Below are 11116 nucleotides of genomic sequence, written 5' to 3' on the forward strand. Positions count from 1 at the left end.
TGAGGAGGCGACGTGAACCCCCTGCGCGACCCGCAGGACCGGCGGCTGCCGCGCATCCCGGAGCCCTGTGCTCTGGTGATTTTCGGTGTCACCGGTGATCTGGCCCGAAAGAAACTGCTACCCGGCATCTACGACCTGGCCAACCGGGGGCTGCTGCCACCCGGCTTCGTGGTGCTCGGCTTCGCCCGGCGGGACTGGACCGACGGCGACTTCGAGTCGCTGGCGCACGACTCCGCCAAGGAGTACGCGCGTACCCCCTGGCGCGAAGAGGTCTGGGCCCGGCTGGCCGGCAACATCAAGTTCGTCGGCGGCTCGTTCGACGACGACGCGGCGTTCGACAAGTTGTCGGCCTGCCTGGACGGGCTGCGCGAGTCGCACGGCATCCACGGCAACGCGGCGTTCTACTTCTCGATCCCGCCGTCGGCGTTCCCGCAGGTGCTCAAGCAGTTGGCGCGCACCGGCATGGCCGACAACGAGCGGTGCGGGGGCTGGCGCCGGGTAGTGGTGGAGAAGCCGTTCGGTTACGACCTGCCGTCGGCGAAGGCGCTCAACGACCTGGTCGACGACGTCTTCACCCGCGACGATGTGTTCCGCATCGACCACTACCTGGGCAAGGAGACCGTCCAGAACATCATGGCGTTGCGGTTCGCCAACAACCTGTTCGAGCCGTTGTGGAACTCCAAGTACGTCGACTCGGTGCAGATCACCATGGCCGAGGACGTCGGAATCGGCAGCCGGGCGGGGTTCTACGACGACACCGGCGCTGCCCGTGACGTGGTGCAGAACCACCTGCTGCAGCTGCTCGCCCTGGTCACGATGGAGGAGCCGACCAGTTTCGACGCCGAGGAGATCCGGGCGGAGAAGCTGAAGGTGCTGCGGGCGATCAGCCTGCCCGCCGACGTGGCCGCCGGCACCGTCCGGGGGCAGTACCTGCGCGGCTGGGTGGCCGGTCAGCGGGCCGGCGGCTACCTGGAGGAGCCGAACGTTCCCGCCGACTCGACCACCGAGACGTATGTGGCGATGCGACTGGGGATCCAGAACCGCAGGTGGGCGGGGGTGCCGTTTTATTTGCGCGCAGGAAAGCGGTTGCCCCGGCGGGTGACCGAGGTCGCGGTGATGTTCAAGACGGCACCACACCTGCCGTTCAACCGCACCGACGTGGAGATGCTCAGCAGCAACCAGCTGGTCATCCGGGTGCAGCCGGACGAAGGCGTGGTGCTCAAGTTCGGCGCCAAGGTGCCGGGCACCACCATGGAGGTCCGCGACATCGCGATGGACTTCCAGTACGGCGAGGCCTTCACCGAGGCCAGCCCGGAAGCGTACGAGCGGTTGGTGCTCGACGTACTGATCGGCGATCGCACGCTCTTCCCGGACGCCGCCGAGGTGGAGCAGAGCTGGCGGGTCATCGACCCCCTCGAACAGGCCTGGCAGGGCACCAAGCCGGAGCAGTACCGGGCCGGCGAGTGGGGGCCCCGGGCCGCCGACGAGATGCTGGCCCGCGAGGGCCGATCCTGGAGGAGAGCATGATCAGCCTGTGGGACACCACCGGCAACGAGGTGGTCAAGGCGTTGGCCGCCGAACGGCGCAGTGCCGGCGGGGTGGCCAGCGGGATGGCGCTGACACTTATCGTCGTGGTCGACGAGAAGCGGGTACGCGAGGCGGAGGCGGCAGCCACCATCGCCGCCGCCGCCCACCCGTGCCGACTGCTCGTCGTGGTCCGCGCTGACATCGACCGCAAACGCAGCCGGCTCGACGCCGAAGTGGTCGTCGGCGGCCGGCTCGGACCCTGCGAGGCCGTGGTGATGCGGACCTCCGGCCGGCTCGCGCTGCACGCCGAGTCGGTCGTGATGCCGCTGCTGGTGCCGGACGTGCCGGTGGTCACCTGGTGGCACGGTGAGCCGCCGGAGCAGATCGCCAACGACTACCTCGGGGTGGTCGCCGACCGGCGGATCACCGACTCGGCGCAGGCCCCGAACCCGGTGCAGGCGCTGCTGCAACGGGCCGTCGACTACGCCTCCGGCGACACCGACCTGGCCTGGACCCGGATCACCCCGTGGCGCACCCTGGTCGCCGGGGCGTTCGACACCACCGATGCGCGAATCACCGGCGCCACGGTGACCGCGCCCCGGGCCGACCCGACCGCCGCGCTGATGATCAGCTGGCTGGCCGCCCGGCTCGGCATCACGCCACGCTGGGAGGAGACCACGACGTCGCCCCGGATGCGCTCGGTGGAGCTGCGCTGCGCCAACGGCGACGGGCTCAGCATCGTCCGGGAGGACAGTTCGGCACTGTTCACCCGGACCGGGCAGCCGGAGCGGCAGATGCCGCTGGTCCGCCGGCCGCTCGGCGAGGAACTCGCCGAGGAGCTACGTCGGCTCGACGCCGACCAGGTCTACTCCGACGCGCTCGGCACCCTCGCCGGGCTGCCGGAGTTGTCGGCCCGGCCCGCCAAGCGGATACACATCTGGAAGGACCCGGCGGTCCCCGGTACGACCGCACCGGACGCCGAGCCGGCCCGGAGCGGTTCGTGAGCGGCTCCGGTCTCGTGGTGCATCCGGACGCCACCGTGCTGGCCAGCGCGGTGGCGTCCCGGCTCGTCGTACGGCTGCTCGACGCCCAGGCCGACCGGGGCGAAGCGGCGGTGGTGCTGACCGGCGGTCGGGTCGCGGCGGCGGTGCTACGCGCCGTCGGCGACTTGCCGGCCAGCACCGCGATCGACTGGTCACGGGTCGACATCTGGTGGGGCGACGAACGGTTCCTGCCCGCCGGTGACCCGGACCGCAACGAGACCCAGGCCCGCGCGGCACTGCTGGACGCGTTGCCACTCGATCCGCAGCGGGTGCACGCGATGCCCGCCGCCGACGGACCGGACGGCGGCGACCCCGAGGCCGCCGCCGCCCGGTACGCCGCCGTCCTCGACCGGGTCGCCGCCGGCCCGGGTACGGCCCCGCTGCCCCGCTTCGACGTGCTGATGCTCGGCGTCGGCGAGGACGGGCACGTCGCGTCGGTGTTCCCGGGGCATCCGGTCACCGGCGAGACCCGGCCGGTGGCGGCGGTGCGCGACAGCCCGAAACCGCCGCCGACCCGAATCACCCTGACCCTGCCGACGATCAACACCGCCGACGAGGTGTGGCTGGTCGCCGCCGGGGCCGACAAGGCGGCGGCGGTCGGCCGCGCGTACGGCGGTGCCGACCCAGTCGCGGTGCCGGCATCGGGCGTACGCGGCGTGCGGCGCACCTGGTGGCTGCTCGACCGGGCCGCGGCCGACGAGATCGCGGTGGCCCCGGCGGCTCCGGCTGACAGCTCACCAGCGGGCTAGGCTTGGCAGCTCACCGGCGGGCTCCGCAGCGGAGAGAACCACACTCAGGCGTACGGACCGGGCGTTCTTCCCGGTCTGTACGCCTGCTGCCTGTCTGGGCTTCACCCAATGGTCGTACTCGACCGCGAACATCGCCCGTGACTCACCCGGGCCAGGTTCCGTTCGACAGGACAGCCCGCGCAATCGCCCGTAGCTGCTCAACCGCACCCTTGGCAGGTCGACGCATGCTCAGCACCTCAGCCGTCAGCGTGGTCATCCCCACGCACAGCCGTCCGGATCTCGTCACCCGCGCCGTCCGCAGTGCCCTCGCACAGAGCTTCGAGGACATCGAAGTGATCGTGGTGATCGACGGGCCCGACCAGGCGACCCGGGCCGCGCTCGACGCGATCGCCGACACCCGGCTGCGGGTGATCGAACTGCCCGAGCGTGGCGGCGCACCGCAGGCGCGCAACGTCGGGGTACGGCAGGCGCGCGCGCCCTGGGTGGCGCTGCTCGACGACGACGACGAGTGGCTGCCCCACAAGCTCGCCGCGCAACTCGACGTCGCTCGCGGGGCGTCCGCACCGCTGCCGATCGTCGCGAGCCGGTTGATCAACCGGACCCCACGGGCCGAGTTCGTCATTCCCCGCCGGCTGCCCGGACCAGACGAGCCGCCCAGCGAGTACTTCACCGTCCGCCGGGGGCTGTTCCATGGCGACGGCTTCATCCAGACGTCGACGATCATGGCTCCGACCGAACTGTTCCGCCGGGTGCCGTTCGATCCGACGGTGCCCCGGATGCAGGAGCTCGACTGGTCCCTGCGGGCGCTGAGCCACGACGACGTCGCACTCGTCTTCGCCGACGAGCCGCTGGTCATCTGGCATCAGGACGAGAACCGGCCCCGGATCAGCCTGCGTTCGCCGTGGCAGGCGCAGCTCGAGTGGCTGCGGCGCAGCCGCCCACTGATGACACCCCGGGCGTACGCGGCACTCACGATGAGCGTGATCAGCTCGATGGCGGCACCGACCCGCAGCGGCAAGGTCTTCGCCTCACTGCTGCGCGAGGCCCGGCGGCATGGCCGGCCGGGCACGCTGGACTACCTCACGTTCGCGCAGATCTGGCTGATTCCGCCGGACCTGCGCCGCACGGTACGGGACATGATGCTCAAGCGCCGTGACTGGCCGCAGCCCGCGCAGCCGGCGCGCCCGGCCGATCGGTCGGTCGCTTCCTAGCCGATCTTGGTGCCGTCGCGGGCCGACCGGTCGGGCACGCGTAGCGTCGCCCGTACCCGCCGACCCGCCATCCACGCGACCACCACCGTGGCCTTGGCCAGTGACCGCACACCCGCCACCTCGACCGTCGTCGGCACCAGGGCGGGTGCCCGGCCCCGCCCGGTCAGCCGGGGCATGCCGCCCGCCAGGTCGGCCACGTCGAACCGGGTCAGGTCGGCCACGCCGACCGCGTCGGCGGTCACGTCGCGGTGCCCGTACACCGAGGTCACCGCGTCGAACAGCGGCTCGTCGGCGCAGCGCACCCACCGCGCCCGGCCGAGCGCGGCGGTCCGCCACAGCTGTACGCCGGCCTCCCCGACGGCGTCGACGCCGTCGGGATCGACCCGGACCACGCCGACCTGGTAGCGGTCGGCGACGTCGATCAGACGCCGCAGCGCGTCCGGCGCCAGGCCGTAGGCGGCCGGCAGATCCAGCAGGTACGGCGTGGGAAAGACGCTGGTGGGCCGTTCGGTGGCCAGCCGCACCCGTGGTTCGCCCCGGTAGGTCGCGGCGATCAGCCGCAGGTCGCGCAGCGGGTCGGTGAGCACCCGCACCCGCGCGTCGTCGAGTCGGTCCCACGGACCAACGAGAGTGATCCGGATGTCGTGCTCGCTGCCGCGCAGCACCGAGTCGACGGCCGCCCGTACCCGTTCCAGCGGCTCGTCACCGACTACCGTGACCACCTCGGCGAGCGGGACGGACCAGGACGTCCCGCCCACCTTGCGCCAGGTGCGGGGGTACGGGACCCGGTCGGCGAAGAACGGGCGGTTCCAGCGGGCTACCTCCTGGCGGGCCCGCATGACATGGGTACGCCCGAGATGCCAACTGCGCGCGGCCGGCTCCGGCACGAAAACGGCACCTGCCTGGGCGAGGCGGTAGCCGAACTCGGTGTCCTCACCGAGGCGCAGGTCCGCGTCGAAGCCGCCGGCCTCCTGATACAGCTGACGGCGCAGCGCGGCGGTCGCCCCGACGTGGATCTTGAAGACGTGGTGGTCGGCGAGGCGGAGCTGGTCGGTCTGGTTGATGTACCGCTCGACGTAGCTGTGCGGCTCGCTGGCCCGGTCACCGAACAGGTCCGCCGCCGCGCCCCGGTCCAGCGTCTCGGTGACCGTCTCCGCCGACGGCCACCGCCCGTCGCCGTCCGGCTCGACGAAGCGCTTGTAGCCGAGGGTGACCGCGTACGGCAGCACGTGCTGCCAGCGGACCTGGGCCGCCACGTGCTCGGGATAGACGATCATGTCGGCGTCCAGCCAGTGCAGGATCTCCCCGGAGCTGTGCACGACCCCGCAGCGCAGCGCGGCGGCCCGCCCCCAGCCGGCCACGCCGTCGGCACCGACCCGGACGATCCTCGTCCGCGCCGGCCGGACCGCGGGCAGGGTCAACGGCGGGTCGGAGCCGTCGTCGACCACGACCACCTCGAGCAGGTCGGCCGGGTACGTCTGCCGGCTCAACGATGCCAGCGTCAGATCGAGGGTCGGCTGGCAGTTGAAGGCCGGGATGACGACGCTCACCGTCAGCGTGGGCCGCCAGCCCGCCAGCTCGGGCGCGGACACCGAAGACCAGTCGTTACGGACGACACGTGGGACGGTGGGTGATCCGTCTGCCTCACTCACGGGCAGAAACTAGCAGGGTTCGGTGAACGCTCACCCGACTGGCTGAGGATGCTCACGCGACGCAGCCGGTGGGCGGCCTGTTCCACTCAACCTGCTGACCAACACACGTACGAGCTCACCGGCCAGGGATGATCCACTGCGCGCCATCGACACGACACGCCGACGGTACATTCGGCCACGCGCATCCGATCGGCCACCGCCAGCTGGAGCGGACTCTCCCACCTCACCCGGCTGACCACAGCTGTTCGAGCACCTTGTTGACCGCGTCGGGCTGCTCGCGGTGGGGCTCGTGCGCGGCACCGCAGACCCGGACGAGGCGAGCTCCGATCCGGTCAGCAACCGTCGCCGCCACCTTCTCCATCACCTGCGCCATGCCGGGCCGGTAGCCGCCGGAGACCGTACCCCAGTCGCCGACGATCACCAGCTTCGCGAACCCGGCATCCGCCAGCGGCCGGGTCGCCAGGTCCGCGAGCCAGCACGGACGTTCGTTCAGGGCGGTCCAGGCCGCCCGCTCCAGCCAATCCGCCGGCTCCGGGCGCGACTGCCCAGCCGGGTAGACCAGGTCCAGATACCGCCGCGCGGGCCGTCTGCGGGCATCAGCCATGAACTCGCGCGCGTCCTCGATCGCCGCAGCGACCAGCGGATCGTCCGAGGCGATCCGGTGGGCACACGGCTCGATGAGCGTCAAGGACCGGACCAGGTCGGGCCGCGTCGCCGCAGCGATCATCGCCACCGTGCCGCCGTACGAGTGGCCGACCAGAGGACGCCGCCGGTCATCAGAGCGATCACATCCTGCGCGTCGACGGCGTAGTCGCTGGTCACCTGACCGTCGTCGACGTCCGGACTGCGGCCGTAGCCCCGTCGGTCCGGCAGCAACACCCGTCGGTGCCGGGCCAGCGGCCGTTGCCGCTCGAACGCCGATGCAGCCCAGCTAAGCGTCCCGTGGACCAGAATCGCGCGTGCCGCTGCCGCCGGACCATCCCAGATCGTCACGTTCACCGGCGCACGCACGTGGAGGGCGACCATCAAGACAACCCGTTATGTAGCTCGGGCCGTGCACGATGTACCGATGAGGCCCACCACACGGATCCGCGTCGCCGGATACGTCATCCGGACCACCGGCAGCGGTGCGCAGCTCCTGGTCTTCGACCACATCGACTTCCCTGACGCCGGCACTCAGGTGCCCGCTGGCGGTGTGCAGCCCGGCGAGGAGCTACTCGACGCGGTGCTTCGCGAAGTCGCCGAGGAGACCGGCCTGACCGGCGTCACCGTGGTTCACAAGATCGGGAGCGAGGACAAGCCACAACCCGAGACCGGCCAGCCCCGACGTACCACCTACTTTCACCTGCAGGCCCCGGACCACATCCCCGATGCCTGGCAGCACACCGTGACGGGTGCTGGGGTGGATCGAGAGCTGCGGTTCACCTGCCGATTCGTCCCGCTGCCGCTGCGAGCCCATCTCGCCGACCACCAGGACGCGCTGCTCGGCGACATCGACCGTCGATGGACCACACGGACCGAACCCCGGCCCGCGTCAAGACGGGCGACCGAACTATGCCGCCGATGACGTAGGGGTAGTGGTGTTCCGTGCGGAGATCTGCGAAATACGTTGGGGTGACAGTCCGAGAAGTGCGCCTGCATCCCGGACGGTATAGCCGTCACGTAGGAGCGCCAGCACCGCTGTTGCGGTCGCCCGTTCAGCCTTCTCGTCGGCGTCCCGGGCCGCCCGCCTGGCGTCCAGAGCTACCGAAACCATACCGGGAAGTTCAGGACGGACATCGACTTCCACCTTGTCCGGGTCGACGTCCAGCAGCAACGCGATCGCTTCTCGAGCCATCGCAGCGACCTGGTCGAGTCGCCGGGCCTGGGTGTGCACGCCCTTGAGTTCAGGCACGCTGATGGCCCACCAGTTGCCGACCCGCCGGCAGACCACGGAGTAGGTCGTCACTTCCACCAGTCCTCCCCGAGTTGATCGTCGAGATCGCTCATGATGCCCCGTGCCGTGTATTCGTTGATTTCCCGGTGTCGGGGTATCACAACCTTCTGACCGCCACACCGAAAGATGGAGTGACTCCCGCCTTCACGAAGTAGCTCGAACTCCTTGCCGGCCTCAGCTGCTGCTGTGCCGATCTTCTTAATGAGGTCAACCCGCTTCACGCAGCCTAGCCTAGCCCGATAGACAGATCAAGTAAATTACGCTAGACACCAACTCGGACCGCCGGTGCGACTACTGTTACTCGCCGTGGACCACATCGAGGTTGAGGTCACCGCGGAGCTGGTCCGGGGTCTGCTCCGCGACCAGTGTCCCGACCTCGCCGACCGGTCGGTCCGGCTGGCCGCGCGGGGCTGGGACAACCAGATGTGGCGCCTCGGTGACGATCTCGCCGTCCGGCTGCCGTGGGCGACCAGGTCGGCGGACGCGCTGCTGCTCAAGGAGTACGCCTGGCTGCCGGCGCTGGCACCGCACCTGCCGTTGCCGGTCCCCGTACCGCAGCGCCTCGGCGAGCCGTCCGCGCGGTTCCCTCGGCCCTGGCTCGTCACCACCTGGCTCCCGGGAGCCCCCGCCGACCGGGCCCCGGTCACCAGAGCCCGCGCGGCCGCTGAATCCCTGGCGACGTTCCTGACCGCGCTGCATCGGCCCGCTCCCAACAGCGCGCCCACGGGCAGCGGCAGCGGCCGGGGCGGGCCGTTGGCCGACCACACCGACCAGTTCACCCACGGACTCGCCGAGGTCACCGAGCGCGGGCTGATCGACGACCCGGCCGCCGTCCACGCGGTATGGCGGGACGCGGTCACTGCACCCGGATGGTCGGGTCCGGCGCTGTGGCTGCACGCCGACCTGCATCCGGCCAACGTCCTCACCGCCGACGGCACCATCTGCGGTGTCATCGACTTCGGCGACCTCTGCGTGGGCGACCCGGCGTACGACCTCGCCGCCGGCTGGATCCTGTTCCCGGACGACACGATCGACGACTTCTACGCGGCGTACCAGCCGAGCCTGGACGCCGCCACCATGCGCCGGGCCCGTGGCTGGGCGATGGCCCGCGCCCTCAGCGGCATCCTGATCGGCGATGCCGGGGCCCATAGCCGCCCCGGCGGCAAGCCGACCTGGGGTCCACCGGCTCACGCCGCGCTACGACGTCTCATCGCCACGATCGACTGATGAGCGGCGGGGACATTCCGTCAACCGTCGTGCAACAGGGCGTGGGCGATCGCCCGGTCCGGCGCGCTATGCCACGCCGGGCCGCCGGCTTCGGACTCCCAGAGTAGGTCCTGCAGTACGCGACCGAGCGTCCAACCGACCGCCCGTGCCCGGTCGACGCCCAGCACCTCGGTCATCAGGTCGAAGCGCAGCCGGACCGCCCGCGGCACGTCGCCGGTGGCGACCACGTCGTCCCACCGGTTGTGCAGCGCGGGGAGCAGCTCGAAGCAGGGATCGCCGGCGAGTGGTTTCGGGTCGATCGCCAGCCACGGCTCCCGATCGCCGGGCGCGGCCGGATCGACCCGGGACGCGAGGACGTTGTCGTAGTGCAGATCCCAGTGCAGCAGCCGGTCGCCAACCTCCGGCAGCAGCTCCTGCACGGCCGCCGCGCACCGCCGGATCAGCGGGTGGTCGGCTGCGGGTAGCCGTACCAGCGCCTGCGGCACCCGGTCGAGCATTCCGGCGGCGACATCGGCGAGGCGGCGTACGTCGGGCAGCGCGGCCACCGAGGTCAGCCGGGCGAGGAGCTGGCTGAGGGTCCGCAGCGCGGCCAGATCGTCGGGGACGACTGCCAGGGTACGGTCGGCGTCGAGGCGTTCCAGCAGCATCGTGCCGGAGCTGGCGTCGTGCCGCAGGAGTCGGACCGCGCCATTGCCGCCCCAGGCCCGCAGCGCCACCGGCTCGCCGACGGTCTCCTCGTCGATCGGCTGCAGCTTCAGCATCGCCGGCGACCCGTCGGCCTGCAGGACGGGTAGCACCAGGGCGATCGCTCCGCAGCTCGGCGGCCCGTCGTGACGTAGCCCCCACCGGTCCATGATGGCCGTGGTCAGCTGCGGCAGCGCCGCGATCCAGGCGCGACCGGCGTCGCCGAAGTACGCGGCGTGGGATGCCGCCAGCTCCGCCGGGATCTCCAGGCCCGATCCACCGACATGGCCCGTGCTGCCCGATGACTCGAACTGGGCTGGCACGAAGCCGCGTTCAGCCATGTCGCCTCCTGACCGAGACGATTGTCTGCCAACGGGTCTATCCTGCCAGCTCAAAGCGCCTACTTCTGACTGCTACCGAAGGTGCCGACTCACTTGCTTCAAGATCAAAACAATACCCACTTGCGTCTCAAATGGCCGACCGGTAACATTTGACAAGTCTCTACGCAAAGGGCTTGCGCCCGACAGCCAAGCCCGTCCAGCACTCGGACTCCTTCAGCTGAAGGAGTCACATGAACCTTGTCCGGCGATCACTGCGCACTAGCCGCTCCGGCAAGCACGTTGCTCAGGCTGCGGTTCTGGGCCTACTCGCGGCCGGCGCGCTCGGTCTCACTGCGACCGGCCCCGCAGTTGCCGCAGGCACCTCCAGCCCTGTTTTCAACTGCCACACCGAATGGCGGAACACCGCTTGGGCGCAGAAGTGCACCTCGGCGGGTGCGAAGTACACCGGAACGTACGTCTCCGGGGTTGCGTGCTCAGCGCAATCAGACAAGAGCGGGGAAGTGGTGCGACTGCAGGGCAGCACCACTACCTACTCCGGCGCTGACTGCACCTTCTCGGCCAGCAACGGATGGATCAGCTACTACCAAACTTCGTACATGCGGTGATGGCGTGTGGTCGGCGACCACACGCCATCACCGCATGCTTCGTGAGTATTCGTGAATGAGAGTCGCCTAATGAGCCTTTGCGAGTAACGGTTCGCGACTGGGTGTAGTGCCGGTACTCGGCTCAGGTGGTTCGGTTGTGCT

Annotated in this window: 12 protein-coding genes; 6 read left to right on the forward strand and 6 right to left on the reverse strand. The window is 70.4% G+C overall.

Annotated features, from left to right (window positions below; translation table 11 throughout):
* The first annotated feature begins 12 nt into the window (after window positions 1–12).
* The 4 genes from zwf to ACFHVL_RS20990 all read left to right on the forward strand — a co-directional run bounded on the left by zwf (window position 13) and on the right by ACFHVL_RS20990 (window position 4530).
* Window positions 13–1527, forward strand: coding sequence for a glucose-6-phosphate dehydrogenase (gene zwf / locus ACFHVL_RS20975; RefSeq protein ID WP_416630011.1), 1515 nt, complete (start codon window positions 13–15; stop codon window positions 1525–1527).
* The gene (locus ACFHVL_RS20980) at window positions 1524–2531 is read left to right on the forward strand and encodes a glucose-6-phosphate dehydrogenase assembly protein OpcA (protein WP_416630012.1); all 1008 of its coding nucleotides are present in this window, start codon (window positions 1524–1526) and stop codon (window positions 2529–2531) included. The genes zwf and ACFHVL_RS20980 overlap by 4 nt, the downstream gene beginning before the upstream one ends.
* Complete coding sequence (gene pgl, locus ACFHVL_RS20985) at window positions 2528–3319, forward strand: 6-phosphogluconolactonase (protein WP_416630013.1); 792 nt, start codon at window positions 2528–2530, stop codon at window positions 3317–3319. Before ACFHVL_RS20980 ends, pgl begins: the two co-directional genes overlap by 4 nt.
* Before the next feature lie 224 nt (window positions 3320–3543).
* Window positions 3544–4530: a glycosyltransferase family 2 protein gene (locus ACFHVL_RS20990; RefSeq protein WP_416630014.1), complete on the forward strand. Its 987-nt coding sequence runs from the start codon at window positions 3544–3546 to the stop codon at window positions 4528–4530.
* On the opposite strand, the gene ACFHVL_RS20995 is transcribed toward ACFHVL_RS20990, so the two are convergent.
* From ACFHVL_RS20995 to ACFHVL_RS21005, 3 genes are all read right to left on the reverse strand, one after another.
* A complete protein-coding gene (locus ACFHVL_RS20995) occupies window positions 4527–6182 on the reverse strand; it encodes a glycosyltransferase (RefSeq protein ID WP_416630015.1) in 1656 nt (551 codons plus the stop codon). The two genes, ACFHVL_RS20990 and ACFHVL_RS20995, sit on opposite strands and share 4 nt — an antisense overlap.
* 223 nt (window positions 6183–6405) lie before the next feature.
* Window positions 6406–6909, reverse strand: a complete 504-nt coding sequence (locus ACFHVL_RS21000) for an alpha/beta fold hydrolase (protein ID WP_416630034.1) — start codon at window positions 6907–6909, stop codon at window positions 6406–6408.
* Window positions 6906–7208 (reverse strand): alpha/beta fold hydrolase, encoded by a 303-nt coding sequence (locus ACFHVL_RS21005; protein WP_416630017.1) that lies wholly within the window; start codon window positions 7206–7208, stop codon window positions 6906–6908. The genes ACFHVL_RS21000 and ACFHVL_RS21005 overlap by 4 nt, the downstream gene beginning before the upstream one ends.
* A 43-nt stretch (window positions 7209–7251) precedes the next feature.
* Here ACFHVL_RS21005 and ACFHVL_RS21010 point away from each other — a divergent pair, with 43 nt between their 5' ends.
* Window positions 7252–7749 (forward strand): NUDIX hydrolase, encoded by a 498-nt coding sequence (locus ACFHVL_RS21010; protein WP_416630018.1) that lies wholly within the window; start codon window positions 7252–7254, stop codon window positions 7747–7749.
* Here ACFHVL_RS21010 and ACFHVL_RS21015 read toward each other — a convergent pair.
* Window positions 7735–8136, reverse strand: a complete 402-nt coding sequence (locus tag ACFHVL_RS21015) for a type II toxin-antitoxin system HicB family antitoxin (RefSeq protein ID WP_416630019.1) — start codon at window positions 8134–8136, stop codon at window positions 7735–7737. The genes ACFHVL_RS21010 and ACFHVL_RS21015 overlap by 15 nt on opposite strands.
* Window positions 8127–8339: a type II toxin-antitoxin system HicA family toxin gene (locus ACFHVL_RS21020; RefSeq protein ID WP_416630021.1), complete on the reverse strand. Its 213-nt coding sequence runs from the start codon at window positions 8337–8339 to the stop codon at window positions 8127–8129. Before ACFHVL_RS21020 ends, ACFHVL_RS21015 begins: the two co-directional genes overlap by 10 nt.
* An 85-nt stretch (window positions 8340–8424) precedes the next feature.
* Here ACFHVL_RS21020 and ACFHVL_RS21025 point away from each other — a divergent pair, with 85 nt between their 5' ends.
* Window positions 8425–9345, forward strand: coding sequence for an aminoglycoside phosphotransferase family protein (locus ACFHVL_RS21025; RefSeq protein ID WP_416630022.1), 921 nt, complete (start codon window positions 8425–8427; stop codon window positions 9343–9345).
* A 20-nt stretch (window positions 9346–9365) separates the two neighbouring features.
* On the opposite strand, the gene ACFHVL_RS21030 is transcribed toward ACFHVL_RS21025, so the two are convergent.
* A complete protein-coding gene (locus ACFHVL_RS21030) occupies window positions 9366–10370 on the reverse strand; it encodes an aminoglycoside phosphotransferase family protein (protein WP_416630023.1) in 1005 nt (334 codons plus the stop codon).
* Window positions 10371–11116 lie beyond the last annotated feature (746 nt).

Origin of the sequence: Micromonospora sp. LOL_023 (genome assembly GCF_048060115.1) — a bacterium.
Classification (GTDB): Bacteria; Actinomycetota; Actinomycetes; order Mycobacteriales; family Micromonosporaceae; genus Micromonospora_E.

Bases quoted from the DNA above. Each gene is read 5' to 3' on its own strand.
- ACFHVL_RS21010 (WP_416630018.1), top strand. From the start codon at position 7,252: ATGAGGCCCACCACACGGATCCGCGTCGCCGGATACGTCATCCGGACC.
- ACFHVL_RS21000 (WP_416630034.1), bottom strand. From the start codon at position 6,909: ATGATCGCTGCGGCGACGCGGCCCGACCTGGTCCGGTCCTTGACGCTC.
- ACFHVL_RS20990 (WP_416630014.1), top strand. From the start codon at position 3,544: ATGCTCAGCACCTCAGCCGTCAGCGTGGTCATCCCCACGCACAGCCGT.
- ACFHVL_RS21030 (WP_416630023.1), bottom strand. From the start codon at position 10,370: ATGGCTGAACGCGGCTTCGTGCCAGCCCAGTTCGAGTCATCGGGCAGC.
- ACFHVL_RS21005 (WP_416630017.1), bottom strand. From the start codon at position 7,208: ATGGTCGCCCTCCACGTGCGTGCGCCGGTGAACGTGACGATCTGGGAT.
- ACFHVL_RS20980 (WP_416630012.1), top strand. From the start codon at position 1,524: ATGATCAGCCTGTGGGACACCACCGGCAACGAGGTGGTCAAGGCGTTG.